The following is a 26,162-nucleotide window of genomic DNA, read 5'->3' on the forward strand; positions in this document are numbered from 1 at the left end:
GGTGTAATCCGGATGGTAGGGAATCTTGCGAAAGTTCCCAGCTGGGAACAAATCGCATCAATCATCGGTTCCGAGACGAATTGACGAAATACTCTCCGTTAAGTCCTGCTACCGGATTGTGTAAGTAAACTAGTCGAAGATTTATATCGAAGTCGTTTGATCGAGTTGCGGCAACTTCGTTGCGTGACAGTTCCACGCCATCTACTCAAGTTTAGTCAAGCGGGCAGGGCATTGGAATCCGCACGAAAGCCTCTGTCTCTTTCGTTTCTACATTATCTCAATAAATCAGTTGGCTTAAACGTAAATGCCACGTGCTGGCTGTAAACGCTCTGCCAATTTGAGTTCAGTCCCCTCGGTTCTCGACAAGCAAGTGTAAGATTGCTTTATAATGGGATTTTGCCGGCAGTTTGAAATTGAAACCGTCAAAAATTAGGTTTTGGATGCTGGCCATGAAACGCGAGAATTCTAGAGATATGTCTGTAGTGGTTACGGGGAAGCAAACTTTTGGCGCGGAAGCGAACCCCGATCATCCGCGTTCTCCAACATTACCGGTCACAATGCTTGCTCCCAAAACACAACAGACGCTGGACCGGCGTGATGTGGGGGAGGGCTTGTCTCCCGATAGTGAAGTGATTGTCGAAATTGAGGTTGATGCAATCTCGCCCTCTCACATTCGCGATCGTTTCGATGAAACCTACGATCAGGACGCTATTGCTGAAATAACCCAGTCAATCAAATTGCGTGGGCAGTTGGTTCCCGGTCTTGTTCGCCCCATTCCGGGCCATTCTGATCGTTTTCAAATTGTTTATGGGCGTCGTCGGCTTGCCGCCGTTAAGCTGCTCGGCGTTCCGTTCAAGGCGGCCGTACGAGCCTTATCGGACGAAGAGGCCGTTATAATACAAGGCGAAGAAAATTCGGCACGCGAGGATTTATCATTTATTGAGAAGTGCCTTTTTGCCGTTGAACAACAGATGAGTGGCTATAAGAGAGAAACGATTTGCGCATCGCTCTCAACTGGAAAGTCTCATGTTTCTGAGATGATTAAGATTGGGACGTTGATCGACAGGGAAGTCCTATTTGCCATTGGCAAGGCACCGGGTATCGGGAGAGGAAGATGGGCGGCGCTGTGCCGTCTCTGGCAATCCAAAGGAGACATCAGCAGTTTCAGATCGATCTTCGATAACGCGCAATTTAAGGCGTTGAGTTCGGACCAGAGGTTTGCACTGATACTTCAGCACCTCGGTGAAACTGCGGTCAAATCAAGAAACAAATTTCAAACAACAGGGAAGAATTCGACACAAAGCCGATGGGCGGCATTCGATCAGAGCGTCGACGTTTCCATTAAAAAAACCATGACACAAGCCGTTCTTTCGATGGAAACCGCCGAAGGTGTGAGGTTTGCAGACTATATAGCTGACCGTCTTGACGAGCTTTACGATGGATTCAGAAAGCGTGAGAGAAACTGATGCAAATATTGTCTGTGTGGTTTGGCTCTCATAATGGATTGAAGGCGCGATGAGGGTCGAAAATGATGAGGTAAAAGGTGTTTCTTTTTCACCCATATTCGAAAGAGTAGAACTGGAGAAAATACTCAACCAAGCAGAGCCTCAACGCAAACGCGCTCTGTCCAGTAGCATCTGTTTGTCCGTGGTTCTCGGTCTAATAGTCTCACAGTGTAGTCTTTTTGACATAGCGGTTATTGGTCCTTATGTGGCGTTTATCGTCTTCAGCACATTAATATGGAACTTATCAAATTCGATATGGCGGCGGTTTGCTTCAAGGCTCGTGGTTCCGCTGGTTGGACATTCCTACGGACAGACGAGCTTTCTGAGTGGATGGGAAGCTTTTGATCTTGAAGACTGGCTTAAGGATAATCTGGGCACGAGCAAATCCCGATCGAACACCTGGCAGACGCAAGGAATTTATCGCGGAACGGACTATCGCTTGATCGAACAATCAGTTCGTCAGCCTCGCTTGGATAGTAGCCGTGCAGCTGAGCCGCCGTGCTATCATTACCTTATCGAGATTTCTGTACCGGTTCGCTTCACGGGTCGTGTTGATCTAATCCGCCGCACAGGAACGAGCGACTTTCTCGACAGTTTTACAAAACACTTTCCGCGTTCCTCGCGTCAGGTCACTTCAGGTAATGCCCAGTTTGACCAGACCTTCAAAATTTATGTCGACGACAACAACGACGTCTCGACGCTCCTAAGTCCTATAATCATACGTGGCTTGTTATCGATCACTAGGGGAAACGCCTCTCCTAAACTAAAAGCCTGGTTTGAAAATGGGCGGTTTAATCTGGAATACCCACTTGAGAAGGAGACGTTCCGGAACATATCGCTTCTGACGCCGATGGCAGCGTTGAGTGGTCCTGCTGAAACAATTTGCTGGAATATCACAATAGCACAACGCTTGATTGATTGTTTCAAAGGCGAATACGATGGGCCTCTTCTCTGATGAATATATCAAGAAACTGGCTTTTTTACAAAGTATATGTGATCTTCACGATATCACGTAGAGGATATACGAAATAGGGATATAGTATATAATCGTATGATATTTAAACTTCGATAACTTATACTTATGGGAGGTTAGAAGCCAACATGGTTAATGTCGCGGTAACGATACTTATGAGATGATTCAATTTAATATGGTAGAAATTTATCCGTTATTTCAATCATTAACGGACTTCCAGTTCAGTGCGTAGCGCGTAAACCGCAACTGGCCGCTGCGCGTCAGAACGCCTTTGTCGACCATATCCTGCAGATCGCGGGTGGCTGTGGCACGCGAGGCTTTTGTAATGGCCAGATAATTGTCGGCGCTTAAGCCCCCAACAAAGCCATCGGGCCCAGCTTCAAATAACCGCGCCACAACCTTTTCTTGGCGTGGATTGAACTCACCCCGAAACCGGTCATAAAAATGCGCTTTGGCGATATAGAAGCGCACCCGGTGCAGGGTGAGCTGTTGCGCTGCCAGCACGGTTTGCCCAAACCACACCAGCCATTCTGTCACATCAAGTGCGCGCTGATGCTGTTCCAGTTGCGCGTAATATGCTTTGCGGTTCTGCTCGATAGCAAAACTCAATAGGATCAGACTGGGCTGGCCCAGCGATTGCGCAAGCGCCTTTTCGGCCAGTGCGCGACCAAGGCGCCCATTGCCGTCTTCAAAGGGATGAATGCTTTCAAACCAGATATGGCTGAGTGCAGCCCTGGTCAGGGCGGGGAGGGGAGACTCGCCATTGGGTGCCGTCTCATTGAACCAGGCACTGAAACGGTTCATTTCGCCCGGCACCTGTTCTGAAGGTGGCGCTTCAAAATGAATCGTCGGACGGTCCAGATTTCCGGAGACGATCTGCATGGCGTCAGTATGCGTTCGATAAGCACCGACGGTTTCCAGATGTCGGTTGCCTGTCATTAGCATGACATGCCAGCGAAACAGGGTGGCGTCGTCAAGCTGTGCCGCATAGGTTCCATACACATCGACCATCATTTCTGCGATGCCGTGTTCACGCGGTTGCACCGAGCGCCGGTCGGTTGTCAGGCCCAACTGCCGTCGCAGCGATGACTGCACACTGAGCCGGTCCAGGGTCTCGCCCTCAATGGCACTCGTTTTGATCGCTTCATCACTCAACAATTCAATGCGTAAAAGATCGCGCTGTTCCGGATTGATATGGCGCACAGCACCAATCACTTCGCCAGAGGATAGCAGGAATTGCTTCTCTAGTACTTGCAGCGGCGCAGCGTCATAGCGAAAATTCGGCCAGTTCGACTGCGTCCAGTTCCAGGTCATGAGCAATAGGATCCTCTTCTATAGCTCATAATATCAGATAATATGATTAATAGAAATAGCTCTTATCGCTTAACGTTATAGGCATAGGAATGACCGCTTTGCGCTTTGAAGCGGTCATAAGCTTGCATTGTCTCACAGGCTAACATACAGGTATATCCGTCGCGAAAAACGACCGCCGTCCCAAGGCCGTCGAAGATAAGTCCGCCACGCCCATCGTCGTGGCTGTACCAGCGTCTCCCGAAGCAACAAATGCAAATCAGAGGAGCGTTGACATGCGCAATCCCATCACGATCATTGGAGCGGGTTTGGCTGGCCTTACCCTAGCACGCATTCTACATCTTCATGGAATTCCAGCGACCATCTACGAAGCCGAGAGTTCTGCGGGCTCACGGAAACAGGGCGGATTGCTGGATATCCATGCCTATAATGGCCAGCTCGCCCTAAAGGCCACCGAACTTCATGAAAAATTCCTGAGTCTTGTCCGTCCTGGCGAAGATGCGAAGCGTGTTGTTGATAAGAACGGTGTGATCCTATTCGATCATCCCGGCGGCGGACTGGCAAATCGTCCCGAAATCGACAGGGGCGATCTTCGCAACATGCTGATCAGTTCTATTCCTTCAGATGCCATCAGATGGGGCCACAAGGTAACTTCGATAGTTCCTCTTGGAGGCGGCCGCTTTGAGGTCACGTTCGCTAACGGATCGACCACCGCAACCGACCTGCTCGTCGGTGCGGATGGCGCATGGTCCAAGGTTCGCCCGCTTCTGTCTGATGCAGCGCCGATCTATTCGGGTACTTCCTTCATAGAAACACTGCTGTTCGATGGCGGTACTCGCCACAAGGTAAGCGCGGACGCGATTGGCAACGGCACATTGATGGCGGTTTCGCCTGGCCAGGGCATCTTGCACACCGTTACGCAAACGGGACGCTTCATACATATGTGGCTTTGAACAGATCGGAGGAATAGACGCGTTCCATAGACTTCAGCGATCCAAAGGCTGGCTTGGCCCAGATCGCGGGGCAATTCGAAGGATGGGCTGATCCGCTTACCGCACTTATCACCGATGGTGAAACCGCTCCTTTGCTTCGCCCGATCTATGCCTTGCCAGTGGAACATCGATGGGACCGGGTTCCGGGCGTGACCCTACTTGGAGATGCTGCGCATCTGATGTCACCCTTCGCGGGCGAAGGTGCGAATCTCGCCCTTTATGATGGTTCCGAACTGGCCAGAGGGCTCGTGTCGTCATCTGACAATCTGGAGTTTGCCCTGTCGGAATACGAGAGACACCTTTTTCCAAGAAGCATCGAAATTGCCGTGCAGAGCGCACGGAACTTGAGCCAATTCTTTGGTGAGGATGCTCCCGAAAGTGTGGTCCGCCTCTTCAGGAAGCATCTTGAATAGAGGTGTTGTTCTCGCCAAGGATGTCTGCTCCGACCTCTTAGCTGTCTGTCGGTAATGCGCCCCCATTTCAGTCATTAGAGCATCCTCCACACCTTCCTAAAGGCTGCCACTGCACTCCAGTGGATTATTTTCTGTGCACGGTGATTGCGCTTTCTGGACATAATGTTGAGGATGCACGAAGCTCTCATCTCTAGGGAGGGCGACGTGACAACTGACAAACAAGGTGTACTACGTGAAATCCATCTTCTCACGACAGATGTTCTGCTTTCGGAGCTAGTGAACGGATGTGAGGTCTCCTTGGGCGGAGAGAAGCGACTTGGAATCGCTTCACCAGATGCCAGGGCGATGCTCGATTGGTACCGTCGAAACCCCAAAAAATGGGCTGCGAACCTGAACGGCGACGACGTGGAGGTTCTCATAGATCTAGTTGGCTCGGAGCCGCCAAGCGTCGCTCCGGCTGCTGGAGCAAGTAATGCCCCTTCGGGAAGTCGATTGCGGCTCCTCAAACTTAGAGCTCATCGTTTCGCTGGCTTGCACGTCTACGGAAAAGCAAGCGAACCGCCTGAGATCTTTGAGTTCGAGCCAGAAAAACCTATCACGCTGTTAGAGGGTGCAAACGGCTCGGGCAAAACCTCCATAGCTAATGCGATCGTCTGGTGCCTGACGGGTCACCTGATCCGATCTCAACGGGCCCCTGAGCAAGGTCCAGTAGAATTTCTCTGCGAGATCTCGCATGCGAATGGATCGTCTACCAAACATCCGATGTCGGCAATCACGCCGCTTCCTCACGCGTACAGTGATTTGCCCGTTGATGGCGCACCGATTTCGGCAGATAGCTGGGTTGAACTGACCTTCTGTGACGCCCACAGCAATCCGTTGCCTCCTGTTTTGCGGCGGCAGGAGCGAACACCTCGGGGGAAAATAGTCGAAGTCGTACCAGACTTCGCAGGTATCGACCTCGACCCAATCGCCTGGCGGATCGCCACGACGATGCCAGCATTGTTGCCATACCTTTCCGTTGGATCGACATCGCAACTCGGGGAGGCGGTGGCCAGACTGACGGGGCTTGCTGATCTTGTCGATCTGGCCAAGCACTCGGACAAGGTCTCGGATCGTATCACCACAAGGACCTTGACAGAACAGAACTCGAAACTGGAGCAAGCCGCTCAGCAGTATCTGGAACAATCTAGCGACCTGCTGGCCATCGTCAATGAACATTCAGACATGGCCATCGAATGTGGGCTGCCAGTTGTTGAGGCGGCAGACGCGAAGGACAAGTTGGACGCGATATCTAACGGTTTTGCAGACCTCAAGGCGGCCCGCTTGGCCGGTGCGCGCGAGGTGCTCGACGAGACGTTCGATCCTGAGGACAAGCAGTCGCGCGATGGTCTCGAACGAAGCGTGCGGCCTGCGATTGAGCAGGTGAAACAATTATTCCGGTTGCCCGCCATAGTTCGCTTGCTCTCCCTCAAGCTCGACAAAGAGCAGACTGCGAAAGTGGCAGAGCTCGTCGGCGCGGTTGAAACCGAGGCGGCAACCTTGGCTGAACTCGTTAGCAGTCCGGATCTGGCACGCCGTGCACAGCTGTATGCGCGCGTGTCGGGATGGATGCACGATCATGATGAGGCCTACGGGGGCAAGTGTCCGATCTGCATTCGATCACTCGAGGGCACTATCGACCCTGTCACCGGTCGTGAAGTGACCGATCATTTGACCGAAGCAGCTAAAGATCGCGACATCATTGCGCGAACCGTAGCTGAATGGTCGACCTTTTGGCTTGGTAGATTGCTTCGCGAACTGCCGGAGAGTTTCAGCAAAGAAGCTCGGCGAGACTTGCCGTCCTCGCCAGTAGATCTAATGCGCGAGGGTTTCCTAAAAGAGCTGTTCGAAACCGAGTCGATGTCAGGGACACTTGCTGGATTGTCCACCGATGCGGTTGCACTGTTCAACAAGCACGCAGTGGTGCTCTCCGACTTCAACGAACCTGTTGACTTCAAATTTCCAGAGCAGCTTTCCGCTGCAAATGCGCTGGAACAAATGGTTGCAAGGATCAACCGTGCAGTCGCATTTACCGAGTGGATGGAGACGAACTCTGCCCAGCTTCGAAAGCTCTCTCTCATTTATCAAAAAGGTGAAGACGGATCAGAAGATGCTGACCGCGCCATTTCTAAACGCCTCACGGCGCTGTTGGCGATTGTGGAGGGCGCAACCCCACTAAATAGTGCGATCGATCTCGTCGGCCGAATGCTACGCTATAAAGGAGAGCATACTCGAGCAAAAACTCGCATTGAAGCTTGTGGTAAGGCTAAGGAAGCCCTCGCGATTATCGCGCCACTTGGCGGGCTCGCGCAGACGCAGGTGGATGCGCTTAGAACCAAGCTTCACAAGCGTTCGGAGCACTGGCGGAAGGAAATGTTCCGCAATGCCACGGAGTTTGCCCCAGAGCTTACGAGTACGGGAATGGATGCCAAGGGCATTCTGGAGCTGAGGGTCGGGCGGCAGGGAGTGGACGCGCCTGCCCAGCACATTTCGAACGCTTCAGCTCTACGAGGCGCCTTGCTTGGCTTCTTCCTTGCCTTCCGCGAGCATGTTCTGGCAAAGCGTGGTGGGTTGGAAACTCTGGTCCTGGATGACCCCCAGGAGTTACTCGACAACGACAATAGAGAGCGGCTCGCCCGAGGGCTCAGCAAGCTCGCCAGAAGCGGGGCGCAGCTACTGGTGACGACCCATGATCGCAAGTTCGCTCGCTCGGTAGTTGGAGAGAACAGGGCCGACGATGTCGTCTCGCATGTGTCCGTTCACCCTGTTAACGCGGTGCGCCCGACGCTGAGACTGTCTCCAGCCATAGAGGAGGTCGATCGCAAGCGGGAGGAGTTTTTCAAGAACCCTGATGACGCCATTCTGGCGCAGGACTACGCCTCGGCATTGAGAGTCTTCCTCGAAGGGAGACTGGGGGATATCTTCGATGAATTTACTCATCCGGCATACTCATCCGGTACCAAAGCTCTGACGCTGTTCCCTTTGCTAGATAAGCTCAAAGGGCTTGTCGCCGACGGCGAGGGAGAGTTGTTCACGAGTGCTACCCTGAAGCGTTTCGCCGATAATTCGGCGCTCGCCTCCGGAGCTGAAGCGCGCAGGGTGCTCAATAATTCTCACCACGACAAAGCTTCTATCAGTTATATGGACGTCAAGAACGTCGCGTCGCAATTCGCTCAATTGCGTAGCAGCATCGAAGATGTCCATCAGCAGTTCCGATATCATCGCTGGCGAGAGCCGCTCGCTCCTGACACACCTGCTGACAACGTCGTTGGGCTGAAGCCGATGACGCGATTGGACTTTGCAGTTCCTCTTTGCCCTGACATTGCTGCCTTCGCGGGCAAGCTGTCTGACGCCGGTTCTCAAGATGTGGCAGAGGAACAGTTGATTGGAGAGTGGTTTGATTCCAAGTCGTTGTACTTCATCCGGGGAGAAACCCTCGGCTTTGCAATTCCGTCTGGTTCTGTCGCGATTGTGGAGTCAGAGCCCTATCCGGGGCGGGATCAGAATCTAGTTATCGCTCGTCCGAAGGGACAGATTCTCGCACGACGTCTTATACGCGCGACGGGATCGACTGGTCTATCCCTCGCCGCCCAGATGCCCGATCCTAGGCAATCGCGGAAGAGCCTTATATTTGACGACAGCAAGGTGAAACTGCACCGCATCGTAGGAGCGATCTTCAGCACCATGCCACCGCCTAAAGGAGGCGATGAAGCAACTGAGATCGCAGACGTGCCAGAACTGTCAAGGATCACGATCGCTTATCGGGTAAAGGAAGAAAGTGCAGTGCCGTTGGCGCTTCCTGGTCAGATCGTACTGGGTGGTGACGAACTAAATGCGTCTGATCTGGACGCATGGGAAGGACATCTGGTTGCCGTGTCGCTCAACACAGGCGTCAACGTCTTCAAGCGTATTGGTGCAAGGCTAACTGGTCGGTTCCGCCATCTTCGACAGTTCGAGACGATCGGGGGACTTGGGTCTTCTGTGCTCATCGCCACTGAACAGCTGGACGACACGCCGGACGTCCCGGTAATGATGTCGGCTAGAAAAGTCATTGGCGTACTTTATGACTAAGGCTAATGATACAATTCAACCCTCAGGGCTCACATTATTGCGCACTACCTGTGACCATTGGCACTTAGTGTGGTATGAGCAGAACAAATCGTCTTCGGACGATATCAGACGGTTTCGACGCTCTTCCGCCACACGGTTCTTACGATGACAAGGGCGTAAATTTGCGGTCGACAGACGAGAACTTATCTTGGAACCAAGCTTTTACGGCCGGGTCAGGTTGGCTTCGCGCTGCTATGGATTCCTGGTTATTCAGCGAATGAGCATACTCTATTGATGTTTGATGTTCTTGGAGGTGGCGTGGCATGTCCGAAAGCCGGTCGACAGCTGTAGACCCCGTGAGGGCCAATCTTAGGATCTCAGTCAATGGTAGGGGCCTCTGGTTTTCGCGAAGGAAAATTGGCCCTTTAGATTTCGGAGATACCGTGTTTACCTGCCGAGCCTCAGGACGCCCTATGACTTGCTTTGTACTGGCGTGCGAAAGTAATATCTCCATATGACTGAGAATCAATCCGATAACAAACTAAAGCGCGATCTTGCCGAGCTGTTAGGGGCTAAGCGATTCGACATCGAACACGCCCTAAGCATGTATGCTGCAAGCTTTGTGCTGATGCCTGCTTTCGCAATTTACGAGAAAGAGGTCGTCGCGACGTACAAGTCGCAACTCGAGAATTGTCACATCTATGTTATTGGTACAACGCCGGCGATAGAAGCCGTTGATCAACGACTCGATGACGGGCGACTTGTCATTGGTATGTTCGTTGCCGGCAAGCGTCATGAGCTTACTTGGCCAATGCCTGATGGTGTAGAGATGGTCGAAACCGAGCGAGGTTGGTTCATCAAAAACGGTGACGGCTACTGGGCACCCTCTGACGACGAGATTGCGGAACGGTTGAACAATGAACATGATGCGATCCGTTTCGATGTTCTCTATATCGGTCAGGCTTATGGCACAGATGGGTCCCGCAATGCTCTGGACCGGCTATTAAAGCACGAGACCCTACAACGTATTGCGATCAAGGGGGTGCCTGCCGATCGTCGGCTCATGCTTCTCATGCTAGCGATCGAGTCGGGCACCCGCATGATCACTTTCGTGAATCCTTGGGCCGACAACACGGAGGACGGGGGCAACCGCATCTCCGCGGGCTTAGATAAACTATTCGGGACCTCAGAAGCCGAGCGCGTAACCCTCTTCGAAGCGTCCCTGATCCGGCACTTTCAGCCGCCATTCAATAAGGAGTTTAAGGATAGCTTTCCGTCTACCAATCTAAAGGTTTTAGCAGACTGCTACGACAAAGATTTCTCCGCTTTGATCTCGGAGATCTGCATCGATGAACTCCCATTCAAAATGTTATCGGACGCCGTTGCGCCCTCGCAGTATCACACTGCAAAGATCGACCTTCACCAGGACGAGGCACGTCAGGTGTTCTTCGGAAGGGAAGAATAGCTTCGCTAAGGTCGTTAGTAACGTGAACTTTCAGGATATTGCGCGATGGGTTTTAAGGCGAACGTTTGTGCCGCAAACGGAGGCTATTCAGCCGATATTGCAACCCAGAGCTGGCCCAAGTAAATGAAATCGCGAGCATGATTCTGAAAACCGACAGTCCGCTCCCGGCCCCATTGCGGTCGTAGAAGCTCCGCAGGATTCACTCCTGACTGGTAATCTGGAATGGCCGAAGCGTGTGCGTTCTTAACTTCGAATCCAAAACCGAAACCCGTCCACGAAATCTGCTAAAATTACATCGATTATGATCCGGTCTGAGACAGCAGACCGTCTGCAACTTTAGAATGCAGAAGGCGCGGATGGCTGATAACTATATTGATACTCTGGATGGCCACCGTTTCATCTCCGACGGGTCGCCATTGCAATGTGGAGTGAAGTCGCTGGCCTGAAATATGCTCATAACAGCGTCTTAGGCCAAAGTACGCCCGAGGTCAGCTGAACACAGGAGTGCTGTTTTGAAGGAAGGATGGGCCATCGCAGGCTGGGCTGACCGATAACGCGAGTGAACCCGGCTTCGCGTCCTAAGTGGTTGGCGAAATTGCAGCCATTTTAATGTTTGGCGGCCTTGTCGATCAATTTGGCATTACGACGCTTTTCGTCTCCCACGAAGACATTCTCCGCAGTTTCAGATCGCCGATTGAAATTGGCAGGTCGAAGCAGACAAGCTGGATGTTGCTGCACGGTGCTAGCGTGTTTAGATGCCATCTCCAATCACTGAAAGATCGATTCCTGTGCCAAGTTCCGCGTCCAAATCAGAAAACTCTCGGAAACAAAAGCGAAATGCTCCTGACAGCAAGCGGCGCGTTGCGGGAGGGGCCGCGACAGGGGGCGGAGTCAATTTTCAGGCGGCTGTAACAGCCATTGCGTACGTATATATGGTGCGCGGGCGGCCACTCAAATGGCTCGACGGGCTCTATGACGATATTCCTGTCTCTGTAGACGCAGAGACCGGTAGGGGCGGCGATGATATTCAACTCGTCCTGAAAGGAGGCAGCCGATGCGATGTGCAGGTCAAGCGAGGATTGCAGCGTGGCGACGATCTTTGGGATCCCTTGCTGGCGATGGGGAGGGCGATCGCCGAAGGTGAGATCGAATTTGGGGTTCTTGCGGTTTCTACCAGCAGCAGCGGCACTATTCGCGAGGAACTGGCGAATGCCATTTTCAGGATTGGTGATGGCCGTACCGACGATCTTCCGGAAATCGCTGTAGCATTCCTCGAAAAGCTCGACACTGCTGGTTTGAGTCGATCGGTCTGCAAGACTTTGCGCATTGTTACGCTCTCGGCAGCCACGCATGATGGAGCATCAATTGCTGCCGCACGGGCTGAACTCGGGCATGTCTGTCGCGCCGGGTCGATAGATGCCGCTTGGAACGAGCTATATTGTGATGGAATGGAGTTGATTGACCGTCGCGGCCGCCGCGAACTTTCATCAATCGTGCAGCTTCTCAGAGTGGACAAGATTGAATTGATCGATGGAGTCCGATCGCCTGCCGGGTTGCTCTCAACTCTAGCGGATTGGACAATCAGGACGAATGCGAGTTTCTCGATTTTCGGAGTGAAGAAGCCGCTTCGGCTCAGCGAGGCCTGGATACCGCTGCAGGCAATCGTTCGTGAAGAACAGTCAGTCCCTTCCGATCCGATGGCTGCTCTCCACGCCTATCAGGCTTGGCACAGTCGAGAATACGCCCGCGATACTAAAAGCATAGATCCTGAGACGCTCGGCCGGTTCGCCAAACTTGCTGTCTTGGTGGCAGGGCCAGGCATGGGAAAAACTACGCTATTGAGGAGGATCGCTCAGGCCTATGCGAAGGATGGCATTCCGGTTCTCAATGTCAGGCTCACTTCAGTCGCTGCGCGCATGCAGAGCGGCGAAACCTTCGAGGAAGCAGTTTTCACGCTTGGCTTGTCCGGAAGTAAAATATCGGCCGAAGCGGCAAGAGACGCTGATATCCGGAATTGGGTGCTCCTCTGTGACGGTCTTGACGAAACGGGAACTGCCCAAGTTCAGATTGCATCTTCTGCGGAGCGTTTTGCGGTGGGTCATCCGGATTGCCGGGTCATCGTAACGACGCGGCCGGTCGGATACCATGCTAGCGATCTAGGTGCTTGGCGTCACTATGACATCGTACCAATAGATCGGTCAGTCGCCCAGCAACACTTGACAAGACTCCTACGCGAGATTGGAACACAAGGACCGAGACCTCTTGATGACCCGGAGGACATCGCCAGAGCCGAGTTGGAAGAGGATGCTGTCGCGGCAACGATATTGCGCTCGCCGCTCCTATTGTCCCTCGGCGCCTCGCTGATCGCGCGAGGCGGCTCGCTGAGCTTAAGCCGAAACCGGCTCTACGAACAGCTCTTTGGGCTTGTAGATGAAGCGCCGAATTCGAGGACACCCGAGCCGCCAGCACAATCGTTCGTACTTCGTAGGTTTCTCGACATCCTCGGATGGCAGATCTCTTCTAACCCTATTGCATCGGTCAACATTGTTGTCGGTAATTGCGCAAAGATCCTTGAAGAAGAACTTGGAGTGAAGCCGCTCGCAGCTCAGGCCGAGGCGCAGTCTTATCTGCGCTATTGGCAGGATGTAGGACTTATCGAGCGCGTTGGCCTGCAAGGTGTGGAGACCCTTACCTTTATCCACAAAACGTTCGGTGAGTTCGCAGCAGCGCGCTTTCTAGTAGCGCTGCCATTAACTGAAAGAGTGGCTACTTTATCGTCGATCCGCATTGAGGATAGCTGGGAGGAAGTGCTGAATTTTGCGGCAATGCGTGGTCTAGCCGGAGACGTCTGTATGCTACTGATGGAGGGCATTACGTTTGATGGCCCCGGAATTGCTTCGATAGTTCGATGCCTCGAGATTTGTGGTGAAGTAGAGTTTGCACCAAGCGAGAAGGTCCGTCACGCGATCCTTGATTACGCGTTCGAGGTGATAATGTCGCCGCGCCGGGAGAGGGCGGCCGAAGTCGGTATAGCAATGATTGCTTACGCGCAGCGCTTTCCTGACGAAGTGGCGGTACGCTGCACGAACTTAACTTCTCAGCCCCAGTCTTGGACGCGTTTGGCTGCCTGGACCGCCTTGGTTGCGGCCGGACCGCATTATCTTGAGGTAGATCGTCTGCGGATGATCATTCGCGACGAAGCTTCGCTTGCCGTGTCTGAAAAGCGGACGAGGCATAGTGACCGCGTGGCATATGGGCCCGCCAAAGAGTGTGATCTAGCCCGAAGCTTCGTGCTTAATGGCGCACGGCTGTTGCTGGAACACTATCCAGGACCGGCGACCGACGACGTCGTGGTCGCAGCAATGCAAACCAAGGGTCTTGGGAGCATTGCCTTTCTTCGGCGAGCTTCGCGATTGCTAAAAGAGTTTGGAAAGTCGATTGATATTTGGCCGGAACTGACGAAGAATTCCCTGAACCAGTTCAGGCTGTCGGCCGAATTCCTCGACGCACAGCGCAAGGCGCTCTCCGCACAACTCGATGCTATTGACGGTGGCGTGGGAACAGTAGAGGTCCAACCGGCCGTAAGGCCCAAACTGCTGAATCTGAGTGCGCTCTTTCTTGTGACTAACTACATGGAACTGCCACTCGACGACGTCTGGAATTGGGAGGCTCCTTTCGATCCAGCCCCCGTCCGCGAGACGTTGCGCGCTGCGATCGAAGTGTCGGGGATTCCACGCGATATCCTCGAGTATGAGGTTCGTATGGCACGCAATGCCATTCTGGAAGGCGATGCGTCTTTCAATTTCTTCGCCCTCATCACTGACGTAGATTTGGGACCTGTAGACTGGAAACGCGCTTCAGCCTGTGAACCGGATCTCAACAAAATAGAAGCTGCGCTCTATCATCCTTCTTCATGGGTAATCGAAATAGCCGCAACTCTACTGGAGTCGCTTGCGGACAGGGCTATGTTGCAGAAAATAACGAGCCGAGCAATCGGAGGCGGACGTGGCGATACGTTGTGGGCCGCGGCAGGACTGGCCGTTGACTTGGACAAAGCGGAAATGGTTTCGGCCATCTACGACCGCCTGTGCGAAGATCTGTCATACGGTTGCGATCACCTGCTGCTCGCGCTGCCCGACCTGGCAGCCCCCATGGATGTTCGCCTGGTCGTAGCCCTTGAAGCAGCGTTTCTTCACGGCACTCTTGAGACAGCCACTGCGGCAGGCAAACTGGCTGTGCGATATGCTTCACCAGATGTCCTGGAACTGCTCCCAATTCTTGACAGAGCTGCCGAGCATTGGAAGATTAAAGAGAAACCTTACCCGAAAAATGGTGGTGTTGTGCCTGGCAGTCCGCGTGCGGCTATCGCCGAAGCGCGAGCCCTCATCCAGGCACCTACCTACGAAAATCTGAAAAACTACCTGACGGACTCGCGTTCGGATATGCGTGAGCTTGGCTCAAAGAACTTGGTCACCTGCCTTTCCCGACAGCCGCAATTGGCGTTAAGCTTTCTCGCGGACATCGAAGAGGGCGCAGTGTCTGCAGATATTCTCGACAAGGCGTTGACGAGCGGTGTCGCCTGGAAGGCGGAATCTATCTCAAAGGTGAACGACTTTCTTAATTCCTCAACAAAGTCGCTACGGTTTGCGGCTATGGCTGTCTTGTGCCGGGAATACTGCGAGCCGGACTTCATTCTAAGTGAAGCAACACGGATGACAGAGGATCCTGATTGGCAGATCAAGGAGCGAGCCTACCGCATTCTCGATCTGTTGCAAATCTGAGCCCCGGTGCATTTGTGCCGCCCGGATATATTTTGTCGGTCGAGGACATTGTTATGGATATCCAGCGGGTTAGTTTTATACACAATGGGCCGCGGGTTCTAAATTCTTCAAGGCGAGGGGCCATATTGCTGTTGATGGGAGATAGCGGCAAGAATCTTGACTGGCTACCTAGATAAGAGGACGCCGGTGGACGTTTGGCTTGATGCGGTTCATTTGTTCTTGATTTCGAATCAGAAACAAGCTCCCAGACACCAAATTTTCCCCGTTTTACAGCAATTGGGCGCATCCAGCCGTTGCCCCGGCTTTCTTCCCCGACAGGCAGTTGGGCGCTGTATATACAATCCGGCGTGAATACTGTGCCATCGGCCGCGCCGTCAGCAATATCATTCGGCGGAGGGCAAAGAGATTACGACGATGAACAGTACTTACGTGGTCTCGATCACTCGAATTAAGGTCGCGAACGTGCGTACAGCCGTTTCCCGTTGGTAGTTCGTTTTTGTCTGCTATGGGGTGGGGAGCGGACTGACAGCTTTCGAGCAACTATGCTGGGAAGCTGCCCTTCACGCGCTAACCAAGCTTCGGCAGCTTCGCGCCTACTTATCGGTCATCAAAGCCGCTGTCGTCACGAAATAAAGCAGACATAGCTGTGGTCACGACGGACGCCGACGAGGGGGCAACATGCCGCGTCGCTTGGGGGAACCGCGCAGGGCAAGTCCCTTCAGCATGCGCGTTCCGTGACCTTGACTTCCAGGAATTGCCTCCAAGGTGCAGTTCCAGCGGCTTGCATTGATACTGACTGGGGACCTCAACGCCGTGCGCGGCATCGCCGGCAATCTGGCCAAGCATGTAGAACCCCATCGGCTGGGAGTTTCACAATGCGGTGCGGAGTATCCGGGAAATGGCATTTCTCGACAGGCAATCTTGCTATTCGAATGCACTGCCACAGTGGAGGCCGCTACCGCTGCGATGTTTACCAGCAAGTATGCTAACGTACAGGTTTCTAACCATTTTCCCATCTGATCGCAGCATCAGTCTGCGAACCAAAGGGGTTATCGGGCATGTATTGCGCCACCACTTGAAGTTGGCTATGAAGGTCATTCATGTAACCTAATTGGGGCTATTAGTGTTCCTCGAGAGCCTTACAATCCGTAATTTCCGTTGCTACGGCGATGTATCCACGAAACTTTCGCTGAAGGCCGGGACCAATGCCTTCGTGGGCAATAACGGTGCCGGGAAGACCGCTGCTCTCGAAGCCCTGAAGCGGTTGTTTTCTTCTGCGGCTGTGGATCGCCAAATCAAACGTTCCGACGTGCACTTCGGCCTGGGCGAAGATGCGGTGGGGCTTCAGGAGCGGGAAATCGTGATCGATGCAATTTTCGGCTTCGAGGAAAGCGAGGGGGTTTCCGCAGTCTTCAACGACTTATTTTTCAATGCGGCCGACCAGTCCCTAAAGGTCCGCATCCTGCTAGAGGGCCTGTATGTACGCTCCGAGTCTCTCGAAGATAACATTGAAGTCAAGATATACTCGGTAAACACTACGGACGCCGTGCCATTCGGACCTGACGATGAACGGAAGACACCGCTAAGAGGACGCCCGACGCAATATGCTGAAGTCATATACATTCCCGCGCACCGGGACTCTCGAGGTGTAAGTCAGTATGCGCTGAAGAACGTCCTTCAGCGCCTTGAATGGTCTGCGGATTGGACAGAGGCCACGAAGGAAAAGTCATTAGAGTTCGCCAAGGAACTTGAGCAAAATCTAAATGGCACGGATGCGGTCACCGAAGTGACAACGAGGCTCCATGGCTTCTGGTCCGCGTTGCACGACGGGCACTACGATGCTTCGCCTAAAATTAGCGTTGTAGCGGTGGAATTTGAAAAGCTAATCCGGGAGCTGACCCTCAAATTCGATAAGTCGCCGGGCGGGGGCATGCGTCAGCTCGGTGAGTTGAGTGAGGGGCAGATGTCGCTCCTCTACTTCGCCTTGTCGGCAACGCTGCATAATCTCGTATGGGAGATGCAGAAGTCGCTACCCAATCCTCTGAAGGGGTTCAAGGCAGCCGACTTTGCTCACCCGCCTCTCACGATTTTCGCGTTAGAAGAGCCTGAAAACCACCTATCTCCATTCTATCTGCCTCGGTTGATGAAACTGTTAGATACGCTGAATTCAAGCGGTTCAGCGCAGTCTATCGTCACAAGCCATGCGACGAGTATTTTGTCCCGCGTAAATCCGCGCCACGTCTTATACTTCCGGAACTGCCCGTCGACGCTGTGCTCGTCGGCGATGTCCCTGCCGCTGCCGCCCGCGAAGTCCGAGGAAGACAAATTCATCCAACAGGTGATTTTGGCGAATCCCGAAATATACTTCGCCAAGCTCGTCATTATTGGTGAAGGCGACACGGAGCGCATTGTAATTCCCAAGATGGCCGAAGCTCTAGGCACAAGCCTTGATCCTTCCTTCATCGCCTATGTCTCGATCGGTGGCCGGCATGCGCAACATTTGTGGCGTCTGCTAAACGGGCTTTCTATTCCGCATATCACACTATTAGACTTGGATTTCGGAAGACATGGCGGCGGAATGGGCCGGATCAAGAACGCGGTGCAGTGGCTCACCAATCTTGGCCCAGCATTTGTTCCTAAGCTCGTTGGAGGCACTAATGCCGTGGCTGCCGCACTGCCTGATAACACCGTGCTCACTGGGAAATTTGTCCCTTGGACGCACTGGTTGAGAACCAGAAACATCTACTACTCGTCGCCCCTTGACCTCGACATGATGATGCTGAAGTCTTTCCCAAAGGCTTATCAACCTAATGTGGCGTTCGACGCCACAAAGGCGACGTCAAAGACGGTGAAGACGAAATTGAAAAAGTCGGTGTTCGGTGACAAGGGAAAGGGGAACACTGAACTGAAAAAGGCTAAGCTCTCCTTCACTGACGAAGACCTTTATAACTACAAATCCTTGTTCAAGTCTGCCTCGAAACCCGGGTCGCATCTCACTGCATTCGGAAAGCTCGACAACGAGACACTGGGTCGGGACTGCCCGGAACCGCTGAAGGCACTTATCCAGCGCGCACAGAAATTAATCGCACCTCCGCAGAACGAGGAACTATAGCGATGTTCGTAAATCCCGAGCGCTGGAAGCCGTCGGCGGGCATCTCTCTTGAGGGTACGGCACTTGAGGTCGTGAAATCGCGTAAATCAATGTCAGTCCTCGCTGGGCCTGGCGCAGGCAAGACTGAGCTTCTGGCGCAGCGCGCCGCCTTCCTTCTCAATACGGGACTATGCCCTCCACCGAAGCGAATCCTCGCCATTGCCTTTAAAGTAGACGCAGCCCGCAATTTGCACGAACGCGTTCAGCAGCGATCGGACCAGGATACTTCGCGGCGGTTCGAGTCCCTGACGTTGCATGCCTTCGCCAAACGAACCCTCGATCAGTTCAGAGAGGCACTTGAGCCATCGTTGCGACCTTCCTCTGATTACAAGATAATCTTTCCAAACAGAGATAGTTGGCTGGCCTTTCAAAGCGCGCATCGGGGCGACTATCCAGAACTCCAAGGTCTCAACGCCAATCAGATAGCCCGCATTGTCAGCGGGTTGCCCGACGCCCATGGCAATGATGGGAGCCCAGACGACGTAGTTCGTAGACTCTGGTGGAGTGAGTGCCTCACGAGCGTTCCCTCAGTATTGTCGTTCGATATGGTAATGCATCTAGCTTCGCATATCGTCAGATCGCGGCCGATCATCCGGGATGCCATCGCGGCTACCTATACCCACGTCTTCCTGGATGAGTTCCAGGACGTGACGGCTGATCAATACGACCTGGTTCGAACGATATTCCTGAAGAGCGCTACCGTTATTACGGCGGTAGGCGATACCAACCAGGCGATTATGGGATGGGCAGGTGCTCGGCCCGGCATCTTTTCGAAGTTCGCGAACGACTTCTATGCTGAAAATCGGAAGCTTCAATTCAATTTCAGATCGAACGCCAGGATCGTCGCTCTCATAAATGATCTATCGTCCCTTTTCGCCGATGAAGACCCGGTTCCGACGGAAAGCGCACGCAGTGAAGAGGGATATCCTAGTGATGCCGTCGAGGCGTGGCTGTTTCCGACCCGCGACGCAGAAGGGCAAGAGCTCGCTCGATTCGTGAAAGAGTCGTTGTCACAAAACCCAGCCCTGGCGGCACATGATTTCGTAGTATTAACACGCCTTCGAGCAGACAATGTGGAAACGCGTCTTGCGCCATATTTCGCAGAGGAAGGTCTACGCCTACGCAACGACGCTAGAATGATCGGCCCGATTAGCATTCAAGACCTTGTAAAGGAGCCAGTATTCCAATTCCTGTCGGCTATTCTAAAAATGGTGCACGGTGTCAGGGAAGGAAGCCCCTTTCAAATCTCTCGTGACATGCTCGTCGGCTTGGAGGGCATTGACCTATCAACGGATAGAGGCACCGCCAGAAGTCTGCGTCTGGTTCAGGACCTCGTCGCTGACGCTGGTGCGTTCACGAGGGAAAAACATCCGGCAGACGCCTCGTTCGTCGAATTCACACACATTGTGCTTCCGGATGCACGCCGTGAGCAGTTCTGTCGCACATACAGGGATTACCAAAACCGCGAATACCTTGACTCGATTATCGAGGCATCGGCGGCTTTTTTCGCGGAATGCGGGGACGGCACACAGACATGGCGAACGTTCATTGAGAACGTCGCTGGCCACGGTGCAGTCAAAATAATGACCATCCACAAGTCAAAAGGTCTAGAATACCACACGGTTGTATTTACGGAATTCAATGACGACGCATTCTGGAACAACAATGACGACGTCAACGTGTTCTTCGTAGCGCTGTCGCGAGCACGAGAGCGGATACGCTTCTCTCTCACGCGAGATTCGCGCGGCCACAGGAACGTCGAGAAGTTTCTAAAGGCGCTTATTGATTCAGGCGTCGAATTCAGAGAGCGGGAATGAGGTTTGTATCCAATTTTGATCGAAATTGATTTCCCAGAAATTCAATATGGAGCACTTGATGATCGAGCAGGCAGTTCAATTTCAGCTTCCACAACCCTGGGCAGACCAAGTCTTTCGACGAGAGCGAATTGGAACAATCAATTTTCTAGTTGGTCCTAACGGCAGTGGAAAGTCGCGGTTTGCGCGCGCTCTGAGAGATGCCCTCCCGAACACCCGCCTTCTAAGTACAGATCGCCTCGACATAGGTGCTGGTTTCCGCAACATTTTCGGCGACTATTTGGCCGCGGGGTTCCAAAAAAGCAATTTTCAGCAGTTTAAGCTGCACTCCGAAGTCGATGGTTGGGGCGGTGACGCATTCATTATACTCGAGGAACGTCCCGACATCCGAGTAAGGGTCGAAGCGACTCTATCAAGCCTTTTCAATCGTCAGATCACCATGGAATGGGATTCCGGCAATCTGCTTCCAAAGGTTTCTAACCGCGGTGCCGCGCCTTATCGTTTAGATCGCGACGAGTGCCACGGCATTCGTGAGCTCTTGGTCCTGCTCACGCAATTGTACAACGACCGGCACAGCTATCTGATCATCGACGAACCGGAACTAAATCTGCATCCCCAGTATCAAGCCTTCTTCCTGCACGAAGTGAGAAAGGTCGCCGGCGCGCCGGCTCCTGGGTCGTCCCGCAAGGGCGTTTTCCTGGTAACCCATTCGCCTTTCATAATAGACGTAAGGTCAATCGACGACCTGAAGTCCACAATTTCCTTTGCCTCGGACCATTCAATTCCGCGATCGCCCGAGCTTGACGATCCTCGTTTTTCCACTCTGGTTTCACGTCTGAACGTCCACCACAAGCAGCTCTTCTTCTCCGACAACCCAATCTTCGTTGAAGGCATCCTCGACAGCCAGATGATCGAGGCGATCCAAGAACGCCGGGGCTTTTCGATCGCGTCTGCAGGTAGCTGTCTGATCGACGTCGGTGGGTGCGAAGAGGTCAATAAGTATCTTATCTTCTGCAGGTCATTGGGGAAGAAGGCCTTCTTCTTCTACGATCTCGACAGTCTCTTCCTTGGCAACTTGCGCCAATGCATCCGAGATGACGGTACGATGGTCGAATTCCTCGCTCAGCTTGGCTTAGGTCAAGATTTTAGCCGATTGTGCGGCGAACTGGATCGGCTGCTCACTAACGCAATTGCGACCATCAGCGCTGCGCAGGCGAATTCAGATCGCATCCGCGCGCTCCAAGACTATATCGATGGGCTCCGTGTCGATGGTCAACTCGTGAACAAGAACCTGGCGAAGGCCCGGGTCGCCGTAGCCACAGAGCTTGCATGGGGCCGTGATGAGATCGAGCCCATTCTAACCCGCCCTGTCACGTTGGACATCAAGGGAAGGTTAGACAGAATTCTCGGACTGCTCCACGAAGTCAACGTGTTCGTCCTGCCCGGGGGAGCACTAGAACACTACCTTCCATCATACCGAGGCCCCAGGTACAAACTGGAGGAATCCGCGAAGAGAAATGCAGTGGATGGAGAAATAGTCGAGCTAGCGACAGGCAATCATGACGGCGTGCTTTCTGAGCGCTATGGCGAATTGCACGCAAACATCTGCAAGCTCCCCGGAAAGCCGTCGGTGGATGTCGATACTGTCCTGAAGGCCTACCTCGCGGATTACATACATGAACTCCAAGGCGTCATCATCACTCCTCCCGAAAGGACGACCGAAGAAATCAACGCCCATTTTGCAAGGTCAGGTGTGGGGCTCGGAAAGCTCTTTCAGATATCGGCACTTGAGAGATTGGAAGATCGTCGGTTTCGTGCCGACATAACGATTATGGGCGATGTCAATCGCATTATTCAGGTTTCGGATCAAACAAACGCCGGCATGAGGCAATTCGAAATGCCTAGAGCCGCAGAATAGCTTTGACGGTAACTTACTCTTGTCTCATCGCCTTACAACCTCGACTTGGTCGGTCTAGGCGTGCGTTGACGCGACGCGAGCTGATCGACCGAAGGGGTCACCGCGCGCCCCTGCAGACGAGAAGGGTACTTTGGTCTGCATTGGTTCTGTTGCAGATGCGGCATTGGGTAGTGTGATATCCACTTACTGCCGGTTCCGGAACTCGTCGGCTGGTACTTCGATGTCCGCTTTTGTGGAGGGCGCGCTCGCAGCGGACCGTGTGCTTTCGGCCCCATTGCTGCCATTAAACAAGGATGCAATTCTTTTACCGGAATTTAGGCAGCGGGTTCGCGCCGCTCTTGTTTAGCGGAGCGAACGTTTTTGCATATGCCTCATCCTATAACGGTAATGAGGGGTTTGATTTTTGCCACTTTTGTTACCATTCCCGCCTCGACCATCGGTTCGACCACGCAGTCTATCGACTTATAAGCGCCTGGCGCTTCTTCATTGAGGCGGGCATGAATTTCGCCAAGGATGTCTTGCCTGCTTCGCAAAGTTGGACTTTGTGGATCGATCGTAGCCGTTGTTTCAGCGCCACAGCGTTCACACAGCGTCTAAATCTCTATTGAGATTTAGGTGTTTCTTCAGTTTGTAGTCCAACGTAATGTCATATCCCAACAATCCAAACCTGGTCCAAAGCCGTTGGGCGTAATTTTTGAGACCCTGAATCCTAGTCTCTCATAGAAACCAGCACTATGTTGGCTTGTTGAAAGCACTAGCTCGTCTATGTTTGGCAAATGTCGAGCTTGCTCTAACCTGGCTTTAAACAAGTAGGTGCCAAAGCCTTTTCGATGTAGCCGTTGTTTCAGCGCCACAGCGTTCACACAGCGTCTAAATCTCTATTGAGATTTAGGTGTTTCTTCAGTTTGTAGTCCAACGTAATGTCATATCCCAACAATCCAAACCTGGTCCAAAGCCGTTGGGCGTAATTTTTGAGACCCTGAATCCTAGTCTCTCATAGAAACCAGCACTATGTTGGCTTGTTGAAAGCACTAGCTCGTCTATGTTTGGCAAATGTCGAGCTTGCTCTAACCTGGCTTTAAACAAGTAGGTGCCAAAGCCTTTTCGATGCATCTGTGAGCCTACCATTCCCCATGATAAAGAAGCTTGACGCTTTTTTGCATCGATAGTTAATCCACCACAAGCAATGATGTCTTCGCTAAGCGTGAGCACCATGTAAAAGCCTTCCACATCAGATTTTCCGAGCAGAAAGTCGCAAAACTCTTCGCGTTCTCCTGCTGCAAAGAAGGTCGGCACATTGCTATCGAATATTGCCAGGCAGCCGTTAAAATCGCTGACAGTATAAGGTCGGGCAATCAAGTTCGTCATCATGAGTAATTCCACGGCAGTAATTCATCAATTCGGCTCTGCTTATGGCCATTGACGATTGCAGTGAGCGTAGTGGTAAGCCATTTCTGCGGATCGACTGAATTGAGTTTGCACGTCTCAATCAGTGACGCGATTGTAGCCCAATTATGAGCGCCTGCTTCATGACCTGCGAATAATGCATTTTTTCTGCTCAATGCAATTGGCCGGATTGTTCTTTCGACGCTGTTGTTATCCAGCTCGACGCGGCCGTCAGACAGGAACAGACACAAGCCATCCCAATATTTGGCGATGTATTTCAACGCTTCCCCCAACGGAGCTTTTGCCGACACGCGTGCGCGGTGATGCGCAAGCCATGTTTGCATATCGATGATCAGCGGCTTTGATTGTGTCTGACGAACCGCGCGCCGCGCTTCTGGATTGAGACCACGCAATTCAGCCTCAATCTTATAGAGTTCGCCGATTCGCTTTACACCCTCTTCAGCAATCGGGGACGAGCCTGTGCGCGTGATCTCAATAAGCTTGCGACGCGCATGAGCCCAGCAATAAGCCAATTCTATATTCGGACCAACACGATCTGGCGCGACCAACCGATTGTAGCCCGCATAGCCATCCACTTGCAGGATGCCGTTGAAGCCCTGCAATATCTGTTCGGCATATTGACCAGATCGTCCCGGAGCATAAGTGAAGGCGACACCGGGCGGTGCATTGCCACTCCATGGTCGGTCATCCCGCGCCAAAGCCCAAAAATATCCTGTTTTGGTCTTTCCTGATCCGGGTTCAAGAACCGGTGCACGCGTCTCATCCATGAAGAGTTTGTTCGATCGCTTCAGATCAGCAATGAGCGCATCAAAGACAGGGCGCAGCTCAAAGGCTGCCCGTCCCACCCAGTCAGCCAGTGTCGAGCGATCTATGTCGATGCCTTGACGGCCCATAATCTGGGCCTGGCGATAAAGAGGAAGATGGTCGGCATATTTGGAAACCAGCACATGCGCGACTGTTGCTTCTGTCGGCAAGCCTGACGGGATCAGTCGCGCTGGAACGGGTGCTTGCACAACACCATCCGTACAGGCGCGGCATGCATATTTTGGACGATGCGTGACAATGACACGAAACTGCGCAGGGATCACATCCAGTCGTTCAGAAACATCTTCGCCAATGCAATGCAGACAACCACCGCAGGCGCAAATCAGACTATCCGGCTCGATGACTTCGTCAATGCGCGGCAGGTGCTTTGGCAAAGAACCGCGATTGATGGCACGTGGCCTTGATGCAGGCTTGGTGGAAGCGGTATCCGCTTCATCTTCTGCATGGATCGCCGCAATGGCAGTTTCCAGATCTTCCAGGGCAAGATCAAACTGCTCAGGATTAATCTTCTCTGACTTGCGTCCAAAAGCGGCCTGTTTGAAGGCTGCAACCAGCTTCTCCAGCCGCGCAATCCGATCATCCTTACGAAGGCCGAGCGCTGTTGCTGCAATCAGAAGCGCCTTCAACTCAGCAATATCATTGGGAAGATCAGTGGCATCCAGCATAGGCCGAACTTACCAAATCCGGTCTTGATATGCTTGATGATTATGCTGTCAGAGTCATCGTGCCGCAGCTATGAGACAGGTGCTCAATAGCTATTCAACCGTAATCGGCGCTCTCACTTCCACTGCGCGCACGCGTCGCCAGTCAAGCCCTGCGAACAAAGCTTCAAACTGTGCGTGGTTCAACGACATCAGCCCATCTCGGATCTCTGGCCAGCTGAACGTATGAGCTTCCAAACGCTTATAGGCCAGAACCATACCTGTGCCATCCCAGTAGATCAGTTTTAGCCGATCGGCCTTGCGCGAGCGAAAGACAAATACAGTTCCCGTAAATGGATCCTTGCGCAGTTCGTTCTTCACCAACGCAGCAAGCCCGTCATGGCCTTTACGGAAATCGACAGGTTTTGTCGCCACGATGATCCGCACCCGATTGGCAGGGAAGATCATATGAGAGCCGCAAGCGCGCTTGCAACAGCTGCAATCCGGGAAGCCGACGCACCTTCTTCCAGCCGAATGATCACGGCTCCGCTGAATATCTCAACGCGCGAAGCTGGTGTTGCCACCGGTTCAATTGCAGGCTCAGCTACTATGATTGCTGCAAATTCCGTATCATCTTGGGGCGGAGGCAGCACAAGCTTGCCCTGACGTGCCAGCGTGCGCCATGAAGACAAGTAATTGGCACGCACGCCATGGCGATCGGCAACTTCCTGCACCGTCACGCCAGGGCGCAAGCTTTCCGAAACAATCCGGGCTTTTAAATCAGCTGGCCACTGACGATGGCTGTCACGCTCACTCTGATCCGTTGAGAGAAACTCCATTCGAGGCTCCATGGAGAAACTCCGTTCTGTCCATTCGC

15 protein-coding genes and 1 pseudogene are annotated in these 26,162 nt (G+C 53.0%); 9 read left to right on the forward strand and 7 right to left on the reverse strand.

Annotation, left to right across the window (positions count from 1 at the left end):
* The first annotated feature begins 449 nt into the window (after positions 1-449).
* Together repB and KMS41_23795 are read left to right on the forward strand one after the other, a co-directional pair.
* Positions 450-1,466, forward strand: a complete 1,017-nt coding sequence (repB, locus tag KMS41_23790; GenBank protein ID QWK81531.1) for a plasmid partitioning protein RepB — start codon at positions 450-452, stop codon at positions 1,464-1,466.
* Between the two features lie 49 nt (positions 1,467-1,515).
* Complete coding sequence (locus KMS41_23795; GenBank protein ID QWK81532.1) at positions 1,516-2,460, forward strand: DUF3137 domain-containing protein; 945 nt, start codon at positions 1,516-1,518, stop codon at positions 2,458-2,460.
* 216 nt (positions 2,461-2,676) lie between these two features.
* Here KMS41_23795 and KMS41_23800 read toward each other — a convergent pair whose 3' ends face one another.
* Positions 2,677-3,792 (reverse strand): Fic family protein, encoded by a 1,116-nt coding sequence (locus KMS41_23800; protein ID QWK81533.1) that lies wholly within the window; start codon positions 3,790-3,792, stop codon positions 2,677-2,679.
* Positions 3,793-4,064: 272 nt separating this feature from the next.
* On the opposite strand from KMS41_23800, the pseudogene KMS41_23805 reads away from it, so the two are divergent.
* From KMS41_23805 to KMS41_23835, 7 genes and pseudogenes are all read left to right on the forward strand, one after another.
* Positions 4,065-5,194, forward strand: a pseudogene (locus KMS41_23805) (FAD-dependent monooxygenase).
* Between the two features lie 171 nt (positions 5,195-5,365).
* A complete protein-coding gene (locus KMS41_23810; protein ID QWK81534.1) occupies positions 5,366-9,304 on the forward strand; it encodes an AAA family ATPase in 3,939 nt (1,312 codons plus the stop codon).
* 541 nt (positions 9,305-9,845) lie between these two features.
* The gene (locus KMS41_23815; protein QWK81834.1) at positions 9,846-10,748 is read left to right on the forward strand and encodes a hypothetical protein; all 903 of its coding nucleotides are present in this window, start codon (positions 9,846-9,848) and stop codon (positions 10,746-10,748) included.
* Between the two features lie 932 nt (positions 10,749-11,680).
* Positions 11,681-15,529, forward strand: a complete 3,849-nt coding sequence (locus KMS41_23820) for a hypothetical protein (protein ID QWK81535.1) — start codon at positions 11,681-11,683, stop codon at positions 15,527-15,529.
* Positions 15,530-16,652: 1,123 nt separating this feature from the next.
* Entirely contained in the window at positions 16,653-18,641 is a 1,989-nt protein-coding gene (locus KMS41_23825; protein ID QWK81536.1) for an AAA family ATPase, read from the forward strand.
* A gap of 2 nt (positions 18,642-18,643) precedes the next feature.
* A complete protein-coding gene (locus tag KMS41_23830) occupies positions 18,644-20,497 on the forward strand; it encodes an ATP-dependent helicase (GenBank protein QWK81537.1) in 1,854 nt (617 codons plus the stop codon).
* A gap of 58 nt (positions 20,498-20,555) precedes the next feature.
* On the forward strand, positions 20,556-22,412 hold the full coding sequence (locus KMS41_23835; GenBank protein ID QWK81538.1) for an AAA family ATPase: 1,857 nt from the start codon (positions 20,556-20,558) through the stop codon (positions 22,410-22,412).
* Positions 22,413-22,783: 371 nt separating this feature from the next.
* On the opposite strand, the gene KMS41_23840 is transcribed toward KMS41_23835, so the two are convergent.
* The 6 genes from KMS41_23840 to KMS41_23865 all read right to left on the reverse strand — a co-directional run bounded on the left by KMS41_23840 (position 22,784) and on the right by KMS41_23865 (position 26,136).
* Positions 22,784-22,945: an RtcB family protein gene (locus KMS41_23840; GenBank protein ID QWK81539.1), complete on the reverse strand. Its 162-nt coding sequence runs from the start codon at positions 22,943-22,945 to the stop codon at positions 22,784-22,786.
* A 90-nt stretch (positions 22,946-23,035) separates the two neighbouring features.
* Complete coding sequence (locus KMS41_23845) at positions 23,036-23,266, reverse strand: GNAT family N-acetyltransferase (protein ID QWK81540.1); 231 nt, start codon at positions 23,264-23,266, stop codon at positions 23,036-23,038.
* 46 nt (positions 23,267-23,312) lie between these two features.
* A complete protein-coding gene (locus tag KMS41_23850; protein QWK81541.1) occupies positions 23,313-23,783 on the reverse strand; it encodes a GNAT family N-acetyltransferase in 471 nt (156 codons plus the stop codon).
* Positions 23,780-25,309 carry an IS66 family transposase gene (locus KMS41_23855; protein QWK81542.1) on the reverse strand — a complete coding sequence of 510 codons (1,530 nt, stop codon included), beginning with the start codon at positions 25,307-25,309 and terminating at the stop codon, positions 23,780-23,782. Before KMS41_23855 ends, KMS41_23850 begins: the two co-directional genes overlap by 4 nt.
* A 90-nt stretch (positions 25,310-25,399) precedes the next feature.
* On the reverse strand, positions 25,400-25,753 hold the full coding sequence (tnpB, locus tag KMS41_23860; GenBank protein QWK81543.1) for an IS66 family insertion sequence element accessory protein TnpB: 354 nt from the start codon (positions 25,751-25,753) through the stop codon (positions 25,400-25,402).
* Positions 25,750-26,136 carry a transposase gene (locus KMS41_23865; protein QWK81544.1) on the reverse strand — a complete coding sequence of 129 codons (387 nt, stop codon included), beginning with the start codon at positions 26,134-26,136 and terminating at the stop codon, positions 25,750-25,752. Before KMS41_23865 ends, tnpB begins: the two co-directional genes overlap by 4 nt.
* Positions 26,137-26,162: the final 26 nt, after the last annotated feature.

It is taken from the genome of Ochrobactrum sp. BTU1, from assembly GCA_018798825.1.
Classification (GTDB): domain Bacteria; phylum Pseudomonadota; class Alphaproteobacteria; order Rhizobiales; family Rhizobiaceae; genus Brucella.